This window comes from Blastomonas sp. RAC04, assembly GCF_001713435.1.
Lineage (GTDB): Bacteria > Pseudomonadota > Alphaproteobacteria > Sphingomonadales > Sphingomonadaceae > Blastomonas > Blastomonas fulva.
Genome location: NZ_CP016460.1, coordinates 2,853,751 through 2,871,816, shown reverse-complemented (window position 1 = coordinate 2,871,816; position 18,066 = coordinate 2,853,751). Strand labels below are relative to the sequence as shown.

Sequence of the window (18,066 nt, the reverse complement as noted above, 5' to 3'; positions counted from 1 at the left end):
CGTAGCCGTCACACCGGCCATCATGTCAGGCCCGCGACAGCCCCAGCAGATGTCCCATATCCTTCACGAAAATCTTGGCATGCGCCACCGGTTTGCGGCGGACGAGTTCCTTGTGCATGTAGCTCTGCCAGGTGAGGTACTGGACGTCGGGATCGGCGCACATCTTGACGAAGCGCTCACGGCGCTTGTCCGACGAGTACCAGAAATACTGCATGATTCCCAGGATCCAGAACACCTTGCCGTGCTTGGCCATGAACTGCTTGCGGGCCTGTTTGAGCGCGGCCGGCTTTCCGGTGACGAGGAACTGGAACACCGCGTCGGCAGCCAGCCGTCCGCAGGCCATGGCATAATAGATGCCCTCGCCCGACGCCGGTGCCACGACGCCTGCGGCATCGCCCGCGACCACCAGATCGCGGCCATTATCCCAGCGTTTCAGCGGCTTGAGCGGGATCGGCGCGCCTTCCTTGCGGATCGTCTCGCAGCCCGCCAGCCCGATCTGCTCGCGCATCAGCGCGGTGGTTTCGCGCAAGGGAAAGCCCTTGTTGGCGCTGCCCAGGCCAATGCTGGCGGTGTCGCCATGCGGGAACACCCAGGCGTAGAAATCGGGAGAGAGCTTGCCCTGATAATAGACATCGCAGCGGTCGGAATCGAAATCGGTCGCGTGCGCGAGCGCGGGCTCGGGTGCCTTGATGATCTCGTGATAGGCGAACACGCACTTGACCTGCTCGGCGCCTTTGATGTTCTGCCTGGCCACCGCCGATCGCGCGCCGTCCGCGCCGATCACCGAGCGCACCCGCACCCGCCGGTCGGGCCCGCCGCGCTCGCTGCGATAGACAAGTACCGCCATGCCGTCCTGGTCCCGGTCGATCCGCTCATAGGTCCCGGTGATCCGCTCTGCGCCGTTGATCCCGGCACGGGCGCGCAGCCATTCGTCGAACACGTCGCGGTCGACCATGCCGACAAAGCCCTTGCCCTCGGGACCATCGCCGACCGGCATGTCGACCTGCCGCCCCGAAGGCGAGATCATCCGAGCCGCGCGCGCCTTGGCGACGAGCAGCGATTCGGGGATTTCGAAATCTTTCAGCGCGCGCGGCGGGATCGCGCCGCCGCAGGGCTTGATCCGGCCATCGCGATCGAGCAGCAGCACCTTGAGCCCGCGCTTGGCCAGATCGTTGGCCGCGGTCGCGCCCGATGGGCCGCCACCAATGACCGCTACGTCGAAATCCGCATCCGCCATTGCTCTTACTCCTGTCTGGCCCTCAGGCCGGCGCCGCCACCATAAGCGGATCGGCAGTGCGCATGGTCACGCGCACCCCCAAAAGCGCAGCGAGGATGAACAGCCCCGCCTCGCCAGCAAAAATCAACTGGAACGCGGCGCCATCGCTGGCGAGCATTCCGCGCGCGATATCCACGCCCATCGCGCCGGTCAGGCCGCCGAGCCCGAAGGCGATCGCCTGCGCTGCGCCCCACACACCCATCCTGACGCCCTCGCGCGATTGCTGGCCGGCACCCGCCAGCCCCATCATCGCGCCGATCGCGGAAACCGCGAACAGGCCATTGGCAAAGCCCAGCACCGCGACATTGGCCTTGAGCGGCCAGGCGCCCGCGCCTGCGGTGGTCGCGGCGATCGCGAGCCCGGCCAGCGCCAGCGCCGATCCGCCGCAGCCGGCGAGAATCCACCAGCGCAGATCGGATGGCCGCCGCCCGGCAAAGGCGCTGCCGCCGATGCCTGCAACGATCATCCCGGCCATCACGCCGCCGTGCTGCAGCCCCGAAAGCTTGGTCGATTCGCCCGGGGTCATGCCGAAGACCAGCCCCGCAAAAGGCTCGAGGATCAGGTCCTGCATCGCATAAGCGAGCATCGAGACGAACACGAAGATGGTGAAGCGGCGTGCCGTCGCATCACCCATGATCTCGCGCAGCGCCTCGCCAAAGCTGGCTGTCGGCGCATCGGCGTTGGGGTGCGGTGGCGGCACCAGCCGCTTTTCGATCCCCGCGATCGCCACGCAGGCGAGCACGAATGCGCTGAGCGCGACGCCGCCCGAGACGATCGCGAGCCGCTGCTCGCTGAACGGATCGATCAGGCTGCCGGCGGTGGCCGCGGCCATCACGATGCCTGCGACCATCATGATCCAGGTGATCGCGGCGGCGGCTGCTCGGCGTTCGGGCACCACGCCCGAGGCGAGCATCGCGAGCAAGGATGTGCCCGCTGCGCCGACGCCCGCGCCGATCATGCTGAACGCCAGGATCGCGAGCAATGTGCCGGGTATCGGCGAGACGGGGAGCAAGATCGTCGCGTTGACCGCAACGATACCGCCCAGCGCCAGAATGCCCATGCCGCCGATGATCCACGGCGTGCGCTTGCGCCCCTTGTCGGATCCATGGCCCCACATCGGGCGCGACAGCTGCACCGCATAATGCCAGGCGACAAGGCCGGCAGGCAAAGCTGCGGGCAGCGCGTATTCGACCACCATCACGCGGTTGAGCAAAGACGTCGCGAGCATCACGATCGCGCCGATGCTGGCTTGCACCAGCCCCATGCGCATGATGTCCGTCCAGCCCAGCCCGATGCGCGCGCCGGTGGCGATTGTGGCGGCGGTCATACCCAGCCCCCCAGGCCCAATGCCGCAGCAAGCATGCCGAAGACATAGGACGACACGCCGGTGGGGTTGTACCACGGCGCGTATTTGTTGGGATCGGTCAGCAACCGGCGCATGAACACCAGCTGCATTGCCAGCAGCAGGGTAACCGCGATGGCAGAGATCGCCAGTCCCCAGTTTAGCAGCAGCGCGATGACCACCACCTGCGGCAGCGCCATCACCGCGCAGGCCAGCCTTGCGGCGTTGGCGACGCCCAGCGTCACCGGCAGCGAGCGCACGCCCATCGCGGTGTCGCCTTCGACCGCCTTGAAATCGTTGAGGGTCATTATGCCATGCGCGCCGATGCTGTAGAGCAGGATGACGAGCAGCACGCGGCTGTCGGGTAGCCCGCCGCTCATCACGCTCGCACCGGTGAACCAGCTCAGCCCCTCATAGCTCAGCGCGACGACGCCAGGTCCCACCCATCCGCTCATCTTGAAGCGGAACGGCGGTGCGCTGTAGCCCCAGGCGCACAGCAGCCCGACGATGGTCGCGATGAACACCCAGAAGCCCAGCACCGCGCCCAATACCAGCGACAGCGCCGACCCGATCAGCGCGACATACAGCCCCCAGCGGCCCGCGATCCGCCCCGAAGGGATCGGCCGTTCGGGTTGGTTGATCGCGTCGACATGCCGGTCGTACCAGTCGTTCACCGCCTGGCTGGTGCCGCAGACCATGGGACCTGCGAGCAGCACGCCGCCGAGCAGAAACAGCCAGCGGTCATTGAGCGGCGCGCCCGAGGACATCACCCCGCAAAAGAACGCCCACATCGGCGGAAACCACGTCACGGGCTTGAGCAGCTCAAGCACGTCGCGGGCTGCGGGAATCGGCACGGGCCGGGCGATGTTGGCAGAGCGATCCATAAAGGCGAGGCTATGCTTGACGGACAGAAGTGTCAATCAGAATGGACAGTTTTGGCTGTGCCGCAGATGCTCGAGCGCTTCGACTGCTGCTCGCACTTGCCTCAATTGGCCTGAATGTTAAGCAACGGGGGTTAGCCTTGAAGGCGACAGACAGGCACCAAAGTGTCTGCAGCGGGAAAGATGGACATGGTTCTGCATCGATTGGCGATCCTGTTGGCGTTTTCACCTGCGCTGCTGCTGTCGTCGGCCGGGCCCGCGACCTTGTCATCGGCACCGCGGCTGGAGACCGAGGCGTTGCTGCCGACCGAGAGCGTCTCGGCGCCGGAGCAGCCGCCGAACGCCGCGCAGCGCGATCAGTCCTATCCGTTCTACATGCCGATGCAGGGGCTGCGCGCTCCGGCGGTGAAATTGCGGATCCGGTGCGATGCCTCGCGGGCGGCGCGGCGCGAGGTCTATGCCGGGCCCTCTGCCGAGTCGCTCTATGGCCGGGTCGAAGGCGGCTTCGAGTTCATCTACGAAGCCTATGACAGCGCCGGCCAGCCCTGCGTCTATCCCTTTGCGCCGTGGATGCCGCAGATCGTCGGATCGACCCAGGGCACGCAATACATCTTCCGCTCGTCGGTGCCCGGGGTTCCGGTGACCTTCCGTACGGACGATGCCTGGGCCTCGATCAACCTGCGGCTGTTCGAGCTGGGCCCCCAACGGGTGCATTTCGAGATGCGCGACATCGGGCTCGATTTCCCGGGGGCAGGCGAGGCAAAGGGCGCGGTGCATCTCGAGGTGCTGGATGTGACGCGGCCCGGACTGATCACCGCGGTGATCCGCCGCGCGCGAATCTTCGGCGGCAAGAACGCGATCTTCGTGCCCGGCGGCGAGACGATGATGTACATCGAGGACAGCGAGATCCGCGGCAATGTCGGCGACAATGTCGATCAGGAGCATTCGACCTATATCAACGGGACGCTGGTTTCGCATTTCCGCAATTCGGTCTGGTACGGCCAGAAGGGCTGGGTGGATATCGCCAGCGGGCATCAGCTGAAAGACAAGGCGTATCTGCGCATCTACGAGGATGTCACCGTTGCCAACCTGCCCAATGCCACGACGCCATCGGCGATGCCTCTGGTCGATATCTCGGCTTTCGGGTTCACCTGGGCGAACAACCTGCGGCTGAAGCGCGTGCCGTCTGCACAGCAGGTGCGCGACACGCTGGTCGATCTGCGCACCGAGATCGTCTATGGCGCGCCGGATCATTACCCCTGGAACATCATGGTCAGCCCCGAATGGCGGATGCCGCCGGCGCCGCTGGCCGCGCTCGATCAGGTCTATCTGTCGGTGTTCCAGAACACGGTGGTCGATAGCTTCAGGACCGAACCCTATATCTTCGCGCTTCGCCCCCAGGGTCTGGGCGTCGAACCCGGCACGCCCACCGTGATGGGAAACGAGCATACGACCCGCGCCCAGCAGCGCATGGTGTCGCTGGCGTTCAACAGCAGGGGGACGTTTCGCAAGCCCTATTCGCCCGAAGGCTGGACCTATGCCGACCCTCAGTTGCCGGACGATGCCCGCTGGGTGCTCGATCGCGATGCCTTCATCCGCCACGCTCTGGGGCTGATCGGCCGATAGCTTCCGAAGAAAGGAGCGGTTGGCGGGCGGTGCGTGCGCACCTCGCCAGGCGCGTGCCTAGCTCAATTCGTCCTTGCGCCCGACCAGATTGCCCAGGCCATGGCGGTGGAGCTTGGAATACAGGCTCTGGCGGCTGAGCCCCAGGATTTCCGCGGCAGATGCGCGGTTGTCCGAAGTGTAGGCCAGCGCCGCCTCGATGCACATGCGCTCGATCAAATCGGTCGATTCGCGCACGATCTCGCGCAGCGGCATCCGCCCCACCAGCTCGGTCAGCTGGTCGACCGAGCGCGGCAAGTCGCGGTCGGCGGGCGGCAGATCGCGCATACGCCTGCTGACGGTGCGGATGGCAAAGCCGTAATGCCCGCCCTGACTGTCGGTCTTGACGCCCGAAACCTCGATCGCCTCCTCGATGGCATCATCGGCATGGACGATGGTGGTGGCGTTGCGCACCTGGCCGTGGGTGTCCAGCTGCTTGCGCATCAGATCGACATCGATGCCCGGGCGGCCGATGAAGCGGCCCAGCGGCTGGCCGGTGATCGCTTCCTTGGAACTGCCGTGCACCAGATCGACAAAGGCGGAGTTGGCAGTGATAATCTGCATCGCGCCATCCGTCAGCACGAACGCATCGGGCATCCGCTCGATCAACTCGTGCAGCGGACGCTGATCGCCATCGGCGCCGACGATATCGCCGGTGCGCGTCAGGCGGATCATGAACTGGCGGCCGCTGTCCTGACGGAAGGGCATAGCGGTGAGCAGCATCGGCGGTTCGCCCGGAACGATGCTGACTTCCATCTCGCAGCGCTCGCCGGTCGCAGTTGCGCCACCCAGGCTGGCGATCAGGTCATCGCGCGAGATGCCGCCGATGACATTGGCAAGATCGCGATTCTCCAGCGAGCCCGACTTGGCGGCGAACAGCCGGTAGCTTGCGGGATTTGCCGCGGTGATCCGCCGGGTGCTGGCATCGATGACCAGCACCGGATCGGTGATCATGTCGAACAGCAGGCGATAGCGCGCCTCGGTCTGGCGCAGCTTGAGGTAATCGCGCTCGAGCGACTGCTGGGTCTGCAGCAGACGCTGCTGCAGGCTGGCCCAGGCGCGGACATCGCGGCCGATCGCCATGCGCGGATTGCCTTCGCCGAGGTCTACCAGGCGGTAATGGATCGGCAAGTTGCCATCGGGGCCGGGGTGGTTGACCTGGCGCCAGCGATCGGGGGTTTCCGACGGCTGGCTGGTAAGCATTTCGTTGATCTTCGGCTTGCTGTCGAGCGCAACCGTATCCTCCCAGCGCCTGCCAATCCAGGCGCTCAGATCTGGCATGTCCTCGGCACTCACGGAAACATCGCTGATGACGCCATCAGAATCGAGCGCCAGGGCGATATCGCCTGCGGCCAGCACCAGTGACAGTGCCGCGCCGATTTCAAGTGTGCCGACGACGCCTTTGAGGTCGCGAAAAGGCATGGGGATCGCGGAAAGCTCGTCCTTTTTCATTGCCGCGCCGGGAGCGGACTTCAAAGCGTCAGAGCAGCGCGCTCAACCCCGGAAGATACAAGTTCGTCGGCCAGTTGCAGCGCAGCTTCAGCGTCGGCAGCGGTTCCATCCGCACCCAGCTCGCGCGCACGCACGGGATCATAGCCAAGGGCCGGACCGCCGATCATGATTGCCAGATTGGGATTGCAGGACACGCTTCTCATCGCCGTCAGCAGCTTGGGAACCGCCGCGATAGAAAAGTCGGTGGTGACTGTCAATCCAACCAGATCATAAGATATTTCGTCCAAAGCCTGCAAAATGTCGGATTGTTGCGGCTCGATCAGAGTCTCGACATCCCATCCGGCGCGCTGGAAGCACTCCGAGATGATCAATGTGCCCAGGCTGTGCTGGTCGTTCGGCATGGTGGTGAACAGCGCCTTGTTGGTGCGCAGGTTCCAGCCGGGCGAGGGCGGTGCCCACACCGCGATCGTGCGCAGCAGCGACTGCAGCCGCCACAGGCCCATGGTCACATCGACAAAATCGCATTCGTCACGATTCCACTTCTCGCCCAGTTCGCGCGCAGCCGGCGCGATCAGCTGGATGAACAGCGCTTCGGGCGCGACATTCTGGTCGAGATAGGTGTTCACCATGTCGGCGAGCACGTCGACTTCATGGATCAGCACCTGCGAGGCGAAATCGCGGATCGCCGCTTCGTCGAAAATCTGGACCAGCGCAGGCGCAGCCGCGGTCTTCGGCGCTGCCGCCTGCTCGCGCACATTGTCGTTGGACTGGGTGCCGGTCGCATCGCGAAAGCCATTGTTGTCCGGCCCTGCACCATGGCCAGACATTGCGCCCGGGGTCATCGTTGCAGGGGTCTCGGCAGGGAAGTGGCTCATTCGTGGATCATCCTGGTGCACCATCAGCAGCCGCGGGATGATTTCATCTTCCACAAGGCGACCGACATCGTCGCTCGGGCGTTGCCGGGCAAACCGGGCATAGCCGGTCTGCTCGCCATCCCAAGGCGACGCCTTCTTACGCAAACGCGCGTTGCGGAACAGTCCTGTCGTCGACTTGATCAAATCGATGCCAAAAACTGAGGCCATTCAGACTCTCCTGGTCTTGTCGATACATCGTGCATCGGCCTCGCGGGCTGGAGACTTCTTGGACCGTTCCCTCGCCAGGCCTTAACCCTACGCCTGTCCAGTGGGCCTGACAACCGTCATTTTGTCAAGAAAACTATACGTCAATTTAACTTGACACTTTTGCGGGGCGAGGGGTAGGTTTCAGTTCTTGAGACGGGAGACGCAACGGCGCTTATGCCACTGGAAAACCAGCCTGGAACTGCGGAAAAACGCACCTTTACGGCTGATCCTGCGGGTCACCGGACGATGGCGGCGGGCGCTTCGCTCTACACCGCAGCAGAGCGCGCTCGCCGCGATTCGACGGTGTGGACCCTCGTCCAGGGTGTGCTCGCACCGATCCAGTTCATCATATTCCTGGTCAGCCTCGGGCTGGTGCTGCGCTATTTCGGGACAGGCGAGGGCGCTTTTGCCGCCGACATGTCGATCATCGTCAAGACGCTGACGCTCTACACCATCATGATCACCGGCTCGATCTGGGAGAAGGTGGTGTTCGGCAAGTGGCTGTTCGCCCCGGCTTTCTTCTGGGAAGACGTGTTCTCCATGCTCGTGCTGGCGCTGCACACCGCTTATCTGGTGATGCTGCTCGGCGGCATCGGCAGCGTCGAGGCCCGGATGGGCGTCGCACTGGCGGGCTATGGCGCCTATGTCATCAACGCCGGACAGTTCCTCTGGAAGCTGCGAGTCGCGCGGCTTCAGGGTGCCGGTTCGCCTGCCGAATCGCACGGCACGCTGGCGGTGGCATCATGATCACCACCGCACCCACCCCCGTCATCGCCGATATCGGCTGCTCCACCGCGCCCGTGCTGCGCGAACGCGGCCAGCGCGAGGTCTTCTGCGGGCTCACGGGGATCGTCTGGCTGCACCGCAAGATGCCCGACGCGTTCTTCCTGGTGGTCGGATCGCGCACCTGCGCGCATCTGCTGCAGTCGGCTGCCGGCGTGATGATCTTTGCAGAGCCCCGCTTTGCCACCGCGATCATCGAGGAACGCGATCTGGCTGGCCTGGCCGATGCCAATGAGGAACTCGATCGCGTGGTGCGCCGCCTGCTCGCGCGCCGCCCCGAGATCCGCACCTTGTTCCTGGTCGGCAGCTGCCCGTCCGAAGTGATCAAGCTCGATCTGTCGCGCGCTGCGCAGCGGCTCGCGGGCGCTTTCCTTCCCGATGTGCGGATCGTCAACTATTCGGGCAGCGGCATCGAGACCACCTTCACCCAGGGCGAGGACGCATGCCTTGCCTCGCTGGTGCCGTTCATGCCCGCCCAGACCGCCGATTCGGGCCAGGAGCTGCTGATCGTTGGCGCGCTGCCCGACATCGTCGAGGACCAGTTGCTGCGGCTGGTGCGCGACATCGGCATCACCCGCGTCGCCTGCCTGCCAGCGCGCGAATCGCGCGATCTGCCCGCGGTCGGCCCCAACACCCGCTTTCTGCTCGCCCAGCCCTTTCTGGGTGAAACCGCCCAGGCGCTCGAAGACCGCGGCGCGGTGCATCTGCCCGCAGCCTTCCCGTTCGGCGCCGAAGGCACCACCGACTGGCTGCACGCTGCGGCAAAGGCTTTCGGCATCGACGAGATGCATTTCCGCAGCGTCGTGGCACCGGGCCGCGAACGCGCCAAGCGCGCGCTCGAGCACAGCCGCGCGCGGCTTGAAGGCAAGACCATCTTCTTCCTCCCCGATTCGCAGCTCGAACTGCCGCTTGCGCGCTTCCTGCACGTCGAGCTCGGCATGATCCCGGTCGAGGTCGGCACGCCGTATCTTCACCGCCAGCATATGGCCGCCGAACTGGCGCAGCTGCCGGTCGGAACGGTCATCAGCGAAGGCCAGGATGTCGACAAGCAGCTCGACCGCGTGCGCGCGTCGAAGCCCGACATCACCGTATGCGGCCTTGGCCTTGCCAATCCGCTCGAGGCCGAAGGCTTCACCACCAAATGGGCGATCGAACTGGTGTTCTCGCCGATCCACGGTTTCGACCAGGCTGGCGATCTTGCCGAACTTTTCGCACGGCCGATCCGCCGCCGCGACGTGTTGAGGGTATAGGGCGATGCAGCTATCGGTCTGGACCTATGAAGGGCCTCCTCATGTAGGGGCAATGCGGGTCGCGACCGGCATGACGGATGTGCACTATCTGCTGCACGCGCCGCAGGGTGATACCTATGCGGACCTCCTGTTCACGATGATCGAGCGCCGCGGCAAGCGCCCGCCGGTCACCTACACCACCTTCCAGGCGCGCGATCTGGGCAAGGATACGGCCGAGCTGTTCCAGTCCGCCGCGCGCGATGCCGTGGCGCGCTTCAATCCGGCGGCACTGCTGGTCGGATCGTCGTGCACTGCCGAACTGATCCAGGACGACCCCGCCGGCATGGCCCAGGCGATGCGGTTGCCCATTCCCGTCATTCCACTCGAGCTGCCCAGCTACTCCCGCAAGGAGAACTGGGGCGCCTCGGAGACTTTCTACCAGATTGTCAGAACTCTCGCGGTCGGGGATTCCTCCCGCCCCGCACCGTGCCAGGCAGGTTCTCCGCGTCCCAAAGCGAACCTGCTTGGGCCGAGCGCACTGGGTTTTCGCCACCGCGACGATATCGTCGAGATAGCGAAGATACTGGCTGCGCTCGGCATAGAGATCAACGTCACCGCGCCCATGGGGGCGAGCGCGGCCGACATAGCCCGGATCGGTGATGCTGATTTCAACATCGTCATGTATCCGGAAATCGCCGATACCGCCGCGCGCTGGCTGGAGAAGAACTTCAAGCAGCCCTTCACCAAGACCATCCCCATTGGCCATGGCGCGACGCTCGACTTCATCCGCGAAGTCGCAAGCCTCGCCAAGGTCGATCCGGCGCCCGCGCTGAACCTGGCTGAAGCCCGGATGCCGTGGTGGAGCCGCTCGGTCGACTCGACCTACCTCACCGGCAAGCGCGTCTTCATCTTCGGCGATGCGACGCACGCCATCGCTGCTGCCCGCGTGGCACGCGACGAGCTGGGCTTCGTGGTCTGCGGCCTGGGCTGCTACAACCGCGAATTCGCTCGCGATATCCGCGCTGCCGCCGCCGAACATGGCGTCGAGCCGCTGATCAGCGACGATCATCTCGAGGTCGAGGACGCCATCGCCGCCGCGCACCCCGAACTGGTGCTGGGCACGCAGATGGAACGCCACATCGCCAAGCGGCTGTCGATCCCCTGCGCGGTGATCTCGGCCCCGGTGCATGTCCAGGATTTCCCCGCCCGGCACAGCCCGCAAATGGGTTTCGAAGGCGCCAACGTGCTGTTCGACAGCTGGGTGCATCCGCTGGTCATGGGGCTGGAAGAGCATCTGCTGACGATGTTCCGCGATGATCCGGAGTTCCATGATGGCGCTGGCGCGAGCCATCTGGCGCATGGGACTGTCGAGAATGCCCCGCTCGTTTCGCTTCCTCAGGAAGACCGTCACGTTGAACCTGCCCATGAACCGGTATTGGCTTCAGCTGCAGCGTCGATCCCCACCGCCCATAGCCCTGCTGCCCATGGAGACGTGCTCGAGCTGACCCGCTGGACCGCCGAGGCGGAGACCGAACTCAAGAAAATTCCCTTCTTTGTGCGTGGCAAGGCGCGACGCAACACTGAGGCTTATGCTGCTGAGCGTGGGCTGGCCTCCATCACGATAGACACGCTGTACGATGCAAAGGCGCATTATGCCCGGTAGAGCTCATCTGCAGGCGGCAAACGGCCGCTCCGCCGCGATCCGCGTGGTGTTCATCACGCTCGACAACCATCTGTCGGGCGCGGTTGATCGGGCCGAGGCGGTGCTGGTCAAGGACATGCCGGGACTGTCGATCGGCTTCCATGCCGCCGCCGACTGGGACCGTGACCCCGGTGCGATCGATGCCGCGCGCGCCGACATTGCCCGCGCCGACATCGTCATCGCCACCATGCTGTTCCTCGAGGACCATGTCCGCGCCATCCACCCCGCGCTGGAGGCCCGGCGCGAGCAGTGCGATGCGATGCTGGGGCTGATGTCCGCAGGCGATATCGTCAAGCTGACCCGCATGGGCGGCTATCGGATGGACGCGCCCGCGCGCGGCCCGCTGGCGCTGCTCAAGAAATTGCGCGGCTCCTCGAAGCCGGGTGCGAGCTCGGGCGCGGGGCAGATGAAGATGCTGCGCCGCCTGCCCAAGATCCTCAAGTTCATCCCCGGCACCGCGCAGGACGTGCGGCATTATTTCCTGACGCTGCAATACTGGCTGGCGGGCAGCGACGACAATGTCGTCTCGATGATCCGCGGCCTGATCGACCGCTATGCCGCAGGCGAACGCGCTGCACTCAAGGGCACCACGCCCGCACAGGCGCCGCGCGAATATCCCGAGCTTGGCCTCTATCACCCCGCAATCGCGGAACGGATCACCGAGGATGCCAGAGCGCTGCCGCGCAACCCAAAGGCGACCGGAACGGTCGGGCTGGTGCTGCTGCGCTCCTATCTGCTGGGCAAGGATGCCGCGCATTACGATGGCGTGATCGCAGCATTGGAAGCGCGCGGGCTCGATGTCGTCCCGGTGTTTGCAAGCGGCTTGGACGCGCGCCCGGCGATGGACCGGTTCCTGGTCCGCGATGGCAAGCCCGTGGTCGATGCCGTGATCAACCTCACCGGCTTTTCGCTGGTCGGCGGCCCCGCCTATAACGATGCCGCTGCTGCCGAGGAAGTGCTCGCGGGCATGGACCTGCCGTACATCGCAGCGCATCCGATCGAGTTCCAGAGCCTCGAGCAATGGGGCAACCGCCACCAGGGGCTGCTGCCGCTCGAAGCGACGATGATGGTCGCCATCCCCGAGCTCGATGGCGCGGTGATGCCGCATGTCTTCGGTGGCCGCTCGGATGGCGCGGGCGAGCCCTGCGATGGCTGCGAACGCCACTGCCTGTTCACCGCCCCCGATGCGATGCGCGCGATGCAGAGCTGTCCCGAGCGCGCCGAGATGCTGGCCGCCAAGGTCGAGCGGATGGTGGCGCTGCGCCGGTCTCAGCGCGCCAAGCGCAAGCTGGCGATCATCCTGTTCAACTTCCCGCCCAACGCCGGTGCCACCGGCAGCGCGGCGCACCTTGCGGTGTTCGAATCGCTGCACGCCACGCTGCACCGGCTGGCGGCAGAAGGGTACGACTGTTCGCCGCCGGCGACCGTCGATGGGCTGCGCGATGCGATCCTCAAGGGCAATTCTGAACGCTTCGGATCGGACGCCAATGTCGCGGTGCGGATCTCGACCGACGACCATGTCACCAACGAGCCGCACCTGCGCGCGATCGAAAAGCAGTGGGGCCCCGCGCCCGGCAAGCTGAACAGCGATGGCTGGTCGATCCATGTGCTCGGCAAGCAGTTCGGCAACGTGTTCGTCGGCGTCCAGCCCAGCTTCGGCTATGAAGGCGATCCGATGCGGCTGCTGTTCGATGGCGATTTCGCGCCGACGCACGCCTTTGCCGCCTTCTATCGCTGGATCCGCGAAGAGTTCCGCGCCGATGCCATGCTCCACTTCGGCACCCACGGCGCGCTCGAGTTCATGCCGGGCAAGCAGGCAGGCCTTTCGGGCGATTGCTGGCCCGACCGGCTGCTGGGGACCGTCCCCAATTTCTACCTCTACGCCGCCAACAACCCGTCGGAAGGCATCATCGCCAAGCGCCGCTCGGGTGCGACCCTGGTGTCGTATCTCACCCCGCCGCTCGCCGAAGCCGGCCTGTACAAGGGCTTTGCCGATCTGAAGGCGCTGGTCGAGCGTTGGCGGGCGCTGGCAGGCGAGGGCGTCGAACGCGCCGCGCTCGAGATCATGATCCGCGATGCGGCGATCGCGCTCGATATCGATGGGTCTGACATCGCCGCGCTTGCGGGCAACCTCTATGAACTCGAACGTGCGCTGATCCCTTTCGGCCTGCACGTGCTGGGCAGCCAGCTCGAAGGCGAAGAGCGCGAGGCGTTCCTCAATGCGCTCTCGGCTGCCGACAACGGCGCCACTCGCGCCGAGCTCGATGCTAAGCTCTCGGCCAATGACGAGCTCGGCGCGCTGGTTCACGCGCTCGACGGAGGCTATGTCCGTCCGGCTCCTGGCGGCGACATCCTGCACAACCCCGAGGTGCTGCCCACCGGGCGCAACACCCATGGGTTCGATCCCTTCCGCATCCCCAGCGCGTTTGCCTGCGCCACCGGCACGGTCCAGGCCGAAGCTTTGCTGGCGCGGCATGCCGAAGCGGGCGATCCGGTGCCCGAAAGCATCGCGATGGTGCTGTGGGGCACCGACAATCTCAAGACCGAGGGCACGCAGATCGCGCAGGTCATGTGCCTGCTCGGTGCGCGCCCGCGCTTCGACTCCTACGGCCGCCTGGCAGGGGCCGAACTGATCCCGCTGGCCGAGCTCGGCCGTCCCCGCATCGACGTGATAGCCACGCTGTCCGGCGTCTTCCGCGATCTTTTACCCCTTCAGACCCGGATGATCGCCGAGGCAGCGTGGTTGGCTGCAACCGCCGACGAGCCCGAAACGCTCAACTTCGTGCGCAAGCATGCTCTGGCGCATGCCGCCAAGATCGGCTGCGACATGGAAACCGCGAGCTTGCGCGTGTTTTCCAACGCCGAAGGTGCCTATGGCGCGCAGGTCAACATGATGATCGACGGCGGTGCCTGGGCCGATCCCGACGAGCTTGCCGAAGCGTTCGAGACCCACAAGGGCTATGCCTATGGCCGCTCGGGCGCACCGGTGAAGCACCGCGAACTGCTCGAAAGCGCATTGTCCTCGGTCGAGTTCACCTATCAGAACCTCGATTCGGTGGAACTGGGCGTCACCGATATCGACCAGTATGTCGATGCGCTGGGCGGGGTCAGCCGCTCGGTCACCCGCGCTCGCGGCGGCAAGGCAGCGCCTGTCTACATCGTCGATGCGACCGAAGGCCCGGCCAAGGTGCGCACCCTGTCCGAACAGATCGACCGCGAAACCCGCACCCGGATGCTCAATCCCAAATGGTATGAAGGCATGCTCAAGCACGGCTTCGAGGGCGTGCGCCAGATCGAGGGCCATGTCACCACGACGATGGGCTGGTCGGCCACCACCGGCCAGGTCGCGCCCTGGGTCTATCAGCAGATCAGCGAAACCTATGTGCTCGACGATGCCATGCGCGCGCGTCTGGCCACTCTCAATCCCAAGGCCTCGGCACGCGTTGCCGAACGCCTTCTGGAAGCATGCGACCGCCGGCTGTGGGAACCGGATGCCGCAACCCTGGCAGCGCTTCGCGCCGCCGCGGACGATATCGAAGACAGGCTGGAAGGCCTGATCGCAGCAGAATGACGGGAGAGTATTGATATGAGCCTTTTGGACCACGGACACGCGCCGCCCAGTTTCGGGGAAGGCAGCACCCAGGTTGCGCTCGACCCGCGCGACGAGATCACCGGTGCCAAGGTGTTTGCCGTCTATGGCAAGGGCGGCATCGGCAAGTCGACGACCTCCTCCAACCTCTCGGCCGCGCTTTCGCTGCTGGGCAAGCGCGTTCTGCAGATCGGTTGCGATCCCAAGCATGACAGCACCTTCACGCTGACCAAGAAGCTGATGCCGACGGTGATCGACGTGCTCGAAACGGTCGATTTCCACTCCGAGGAGCTGCGGCCCGAGGATTACATGTTCGAAGGCTTCAACGGCGTGATGTGCGTCGAAGCGGGTGGACCTCCCGCAGGCACCGGCTGCGGCGGCTATGTCGTCGGCCAGACGGTCAAGCTGCTGAAACAGCACCATCTGCTCGAAGATGCCGATGTCGTGATCTTCGACGTGCTGGGCGACGTGGTGTGCGGCGGCTTTGCCGCTCCGCTGCAGCATGCCGAGCGTGCGGTGGTCGTTGCCGCCAACGATTTCGACAGCATTTTCGCGATGAACCGTATCGTCGCCGCCATCAAGGCCAAGTCGAAGAACTACGACGTGCGCATGGCGGGCGTCATCGCCAACCGTTCGGCTGCGACCGACGAGATCGACCGGTTCAACGAGGCGACCGGCCTCAAGCGCCTGGCGCATTTCCCCGATCTCGATGCGATCCGTCGCAGCCGCCTGAAAAAGTGCACCATCTTCGAGATGGATTCGACTCCCGAGATCGAGGCGGTGAAGACCGAGTATCTGCGGCTAGCCGCCACCTTGTGGGCGGGCACCGACGCGCTCGACGCGATGCCGATGAAGGACCGCGACATCTTCGAATTCTTAGGATTCGAATGATGGCCAGCCACGCCCCCCGCTCCAGCTACGACACCTATCGTGGACGGCTCGAAACCTATTTCGATCGCACCGCGCGGCAGAACTGGGTCGATCTGACCTCGGACGCCAAGGTCAGCGGCATCCGCGCCACCGTGCGCGCGGGCCGCGACCGGATGCGCGCCATGCTGCTCGACTGGCTGCCCTATGACCTCACCGGCAAGCGCATCCTCGATGCCGGCTGCGGCACCGGCGCACTCGCCGTGGCGGCAGCGCAATTGGGCGCGCACGTTACCGCGATCGACATCTCGGGCGGGCTGGTCGAGGTCGCGCGCGAGCGGGCACCTTCGGGGCTCGATATCGACTGGCGGGTGGGCGACATGCTCGATCCCACGCTGGGCCAGTTCGACCATGTCGTCGCGATGGACTCGCTGATCCACTATCAGACCGGCGATATCGTCGACGTGCTGGCCTCGCTGGCCCAGCGCGCGCCGAGCATCGCCTTCACTTTCGCACCGCGGACACCTCTGCTCGCGGCGATGCATGCCACCGGGAAACTCTTTCCCAGATCGAATCGCGCACCCGCGATCGTCCCGGTTGCCGAAGCTAGGCTCACGAGACTGCTTGCCCAGCGTCTCCCCAGCCACGGCATCGCCGCGAGCGAACGCATCGTCAGCGGCTTCTACACCAGCCATGCGATGATGGTCTCGCGCGGATGAGCCTTGCCGGCGCCTCGACACGGTTCTTCGCGGGCCTGGGGACGCAGTTCCTGCCGTTCGCCGATGCGGCGAGCGCGGAGCTGCCGATGGGCCGCCTGCTGCGCCTGTCGCTGTTCCAGGTGACGGTCGGCGTGGCGACGGTGCTGCTCAACGGCACGCTCAACCGCGTGATGATCGTCGAATTGGGCACGCCCGCCTGGCTGGTCGCGCTGATGATCGCGATCCCCTTGCTGGTCGCCCCGTTCCGCGCACTGATCGGCCACAAGTCGGACAACCACAAGTCGATGCTCGGCTGGCGCCGGGTGCCCTATATCTGGTTCGGCTCGCTGCTCCAGTTCGGAGGGCTTGCGATCATGCCTTTCGCGCTGCTGCTGCTGTCGCGCGGCGATACGTTCACCGTCGGACTAATAGCAGGCGCGCTGGCCTTCCTGCTCACCGGGCTCGGCATGCACACCACGCAGACCGCAGGCCTTGCGCTCGCCACCGATCTGGCTCCCGAAGAAACACGGCCCCGCGTCGTCGCGCTGATGTTCGTGATGCTGCTGGTGGGCATGATGATGGCCGCGTTCATCATGGGATCATTGCTCGCCGATTTCTCCGCCACCCGGCTGGTCGCGATCGTCCAGGGCGCGGCGATGTTCACCATGGCGCTCAACATCATCGCGCTGTGGAAGCAGGAGGCGCGTGCGCCATCGACCACCCGGCCCGATCGCCCGACTCCCAAATTCTCGGTGGTCTGGCGCGAATTCACCGCAGAGGCCCGCAACGCCCGGCTGCTGGTCGCGATCGGCTGCGGTACCGCAGCGTTCAGCATGCAGGACGTGCTGCTCGAGCCGTTCGGCGGCGAGGTGCTGGGCATGTCGGTGGGCGCCACCACGATCCTCACCGGGCTGTGGGCGTTCGGCATGCTGTTGAGCTTCGCCTTTGCCGCGCGCCGCCTCAGCGCGGGCGCGGATCCGCTTCGGCTCGCGGGCTTTGGCGCGGTGGTCGGCATGCTAGCTTTTGCGATGCTGCTGTTTGCAGCGCCGCTCGATGCCAGCGCGCTGGTGTTTGCAGGCGCCCTTGCCATCGGCATCGGTTCGGGACTGTTTTCGGTCGGCACGCTCAGCGCTATCATGGCCATCGCCGGCAGCGGCCAGCACAAGGGATCTGGCCTCGCGCTGGGTGCCTGGGGCGCGGTTCAGGCCAGCGCATCGGGCCTGGCGATCGCGGCGGGCGGGCTGATCCGCGACGGGGTCTCCGCGCTCGCGCTGGCCGACCAGATCGGTGCGACCCTGGCCTATCGCGCCACCGGCTATGGCACGGTGTACCTGATCGAGATCATTCTGCTGCTTGTTACCATGATCGTGCTTGGCCCGCTTGTCGGGGGCCAACAGGTCGATACCGCCGCTCCGCAATCGCGGTTCGGTCTCACCGAGTTTCCGACATGAAGGTTTTGAAGAA

13 protein-coding genes are annotated in these 18,066 nt (G+C 65.4%); 8 read left to right on the top strand and 5 right to left on the bottom strand.

Annotated features, from left to right (window positions below):
• Nucleotides 1-25: 25 nt before the first annotated feature.
• The 3 genes from BSY18_RS14395 to chlG are packed head-to-tail and all read right to left on the bottom strand — an operon-like array spanning nt 26 to nt 3,502.
• Nucleotides 26-1,237: a geranylgeranyl diphosphate reductase gene (locus BSY18_RS14395; protein WP_069050966.1), complete on the bottom strand. Its 1,212-nt coding sequence runs from the start codon at nt 1,235-1,237 to the stop codon at nt 26-28.
• A gap of 22 nt (nt 1,238-1,259) precedes the next feature.
• Nucleotides 1,260-2,603, bottom strand: a complete 1,344-nt coding sequence (locus tag BSY18_RS14390) for a BCD family MFS transporter (protein WP_069050965.1) — start codon at nt 2,601-2,603, stop codon at nt 1,260-1,262.
• Entirely contained in the window at nt 2,600-3,502 is a 903-nt protein-coding gene (gene chlG, locus BSY18_RS14385; RefSeq protein WP_069050964.1) for a chlorophyll synthase ChlG, read from the bottom strand. Before chlG ends, BSY18_RS14390 begins: the two co-directional genes overlap by 4 nt.
• A gap of 180 nt (nt 3,503-3,682) precedes the next feature.
• Between chlG and BSY18_RS14380 the strand changes: the two genes are divergently transcribed.
• Nucleotides 3,683-5,125: a hypothetical protein gene (locus tag BSY18_RS14380; protein ID WP_150126297.1), complete on the top strand. Its 1,443-nt coding sequence runs from the start codon at nt 3,683-3,685 to the stop codon at nt 5,123-5,125.
• Between the two features lie 57 nt (nt 5,126-5,182).
• On the opposite strand, the gene ppsR is transcribed toward BSY18_RS14380, so the two are convergent.
• Both ppsR and BSY18_RS14370 read right to left on the bottom strand, forming a co-directional pair.
• Nucleotides 5,183-6,613, bottom strand: a complete 1,431-nt coding sequence (ppsR, locus tag BSY18_RS14375) for a transcriptional regulator PpsR (RefSeq protein WP_054135758.1) — start codon at nt 6,611-6,613, stop codon at nt 5,183-5,185.
• 20 nt (nt 6,614-6,633) lie between these two features.
• On the bottom strand, nt 6,634-7,695 hold the full coding sequence (locus tag BSY18_RS14370) for a cobalamin B12-binding domain-containing protein (RefSeq protein WP_054135757.1): 1,062 nt from the start codon (nt 7,693-7,695) through the stop codon (nt 6,634-6,636).
• Nucleotides 7,696-7,908: 213 nt separating this feature from the next.
• Here BSY18_RS14370 and bchF point away from each other — a divergent pair, with 213 nt between their 5' ends.
• Genes bchF through BSY18_RS14335 form a run of 7 tightly spaced genes read left to right on the top strand, consistent with a single transcriptional unit; the run spans nt 7,909 to nt 18,053 of the window.
• Nucleotides 7,909-8,481: a 2-vinyl bacteriochlorophyllide hydratase gene (gene bchF, locus BSY18_RS14365; protein ID WP_083231471.1), complete on the top strand. Its 573-nt coding sequence runs from the start codon at nt 7,909-7,911 to the stop codon at nt 8,479-8,481.
• A complete protein-coding gene (locus BSY18_RS14360; protein ID WP_054135755.1) occupies nt 8,478-9,767 on the top strand; it encodes a ferredoxin:protochlorophyllide reductase (ATP-dependent) subunit N in 1,290 nt (429 codons plus the stop codon). Before bchF ends, BSY18_RS14360 begins: the two co-directional genes overlap by 4 nt.
• 4 nt (nt 9,768-9,771) lie before the next feature.
• Entirely contained in the window at nt 9,772-11,409 is a 1,638-nt protein-coding gene (gene bchB, locus BSY18_RS14355) for a ferredoxin:protochlorophyllide reductase (ATP-dependent) subunit B (RefSeq protein WP_069050961.1), read from the top strand.
• Nucleotides 11,399-15,019 (top strand): magnesium chelatase subunit H, encoded by a 3,621-nt coding sequence (locus BSY18_RS14350; protein WP_069050960.1) that lies wholly within the window; start codon nt 11,399-11,401, stop codon nt 15,017-15,019. The genes bchB and BSY18_RS14350 overlap by 11 nt, the downstream gene beginning before the upstream one ends.
• A gap of 15 nt (nt 15,020-15,034) precedes the next feature.
• Complete coding sequence (gene bchL / locus BSY18_RS14345) at nt 15,035-15,928, top strand: ferredoxin:protochlorophyllide reductase (ATP-dependent) iron-sulfur ATP-binding protein (protein WP_054135752.1); 894 nt, start codon at nt 15,035-15,037, stop codon at nt 15,926-15,928.
• Nucleotides 15,928-16,623: a magnesium protoporphyrin IX methyltransferase gene (gene bchM, locus BSY18_RS14340; protein ID WP_054135751.1), complete on the top strand. Its 696-nt coding sequence runs from the start codon at nt 15,928-15,930 to the stop codon at nt 16,621-16,623. The genes bchL and bchM overlap by 1 nt, the downstream gene beginning before the upstream one ends.
• Entirely contained in the window at nt 16,620-18,053 is a 1,434-nt protein-coding gene (locus tag BSY18_RS14335) for a BCD family MFS transporter (RefSeq protein WP_054135750.1), read from the top strand. Before bchM ends, BSY18_RS14335 begins: the two co-directional genes overlap by 4 nt.
• The last annotated feature ends 13 nt before the right edge of the window (nt 18,054-18,066 follow it).

What these genes read in the sequence shown, in the direction of transcription:
- BSY18_RS14395 (WP_069050966.1), bottom strand. Translation starts at nt 1,237, where the DNA reads ATGGCGGATGCGGATTTCGACGTAGCGGTCATTGGTGGCGGCCCATCG.
- bchL (WP_054135752.1), top strand. Translation starts at nt 15,035, where the DNA reads ATGAGCCTTTTGGACCACGGACACGCGCCGCCCAGTTTCGGGGAAGGC.
- BSY18_RS14335 (WP_054135750.1), top strand. Translation starts at nt 16,620, where the DNA reads ATGAGCCTTGCCGGCGCCTCGACACGGTTCTTCGCGGGCCTGGGGACG.
- BSY18_RS14380 (WP_150126297.1), top strand. Translation starts at nt 3,683, where the DNA reads ATGGACATGGTTCTGCATCGATTGGCGATCCTGTTGGCGTTTTCACCT.
- bchM (WP_054135751.1), top strand. Translation starts at nt 15,928, where the DNA reads ATGGCCAGCCACGCCCCCCGCTCCAGCTACGACACCTATCGTGGACGG.
- chlG (WP_069050964.1), bottom strand. Translation starts at nt 3,502, where the DNA reads ATGGATCGCTCTGCCAACATCGCCCGGCCCGTGCCGATTCCCGCAGCC.
- BSY18_RS14390 (WP_069050965.1), bottom strand. Translation starts at nt 2,603, where the DNA reads ATGACCGCCGCCACAATCGCCACCGGCGCGCGCATCGGGCTGGGCTGG.
- bchF (WP_083231471.1), top strand. Translation starts at nt 7,909, where the DNA reads ATGCCACTGGAAAACCAGCCTGGAACTGCGGAAAAACGCACCTTTACG.
- BSY18_RS14350 (WP_069050960.1), top strand. Translation starts at nt 11,399, where the DNA reads ATGCCCGGTAGAGCTCATCTGCAGGCGGCAAACGGCCGCTCCGCCGCG.
- BSY18_RS14360 (WP_054135755.1), top strand. Translation starts at nt 8,478, where the DNA reads ATGATCACCACCGCACCCACCCCCGTCATCGCCGATATCGGCTGCTCC.
- ppsR (WP_054135758.1), bottom strand. Translation starts at nt 6,613, where the DNA reads ATGAAAAAGGACGAGCTTTCCGCGATCCCCATGCCTTTTCGCGACCTC.
- bchB (WP_069050961.1), top strand. Translation starts at nt 9,772, where the DNA reads ATGCAGCTATCGGTCTGGACCTATGAAGGGCCTCCTCATGTAGGGGCA.
- BSY18_RS14370 (WP_054135757.1), bottom strand. Translation starts at nt 7,695, where the DNA reads ATGGCCTCAGTTTTTGGCATCGATTTGATCAAGTCGACGACAGGACTG.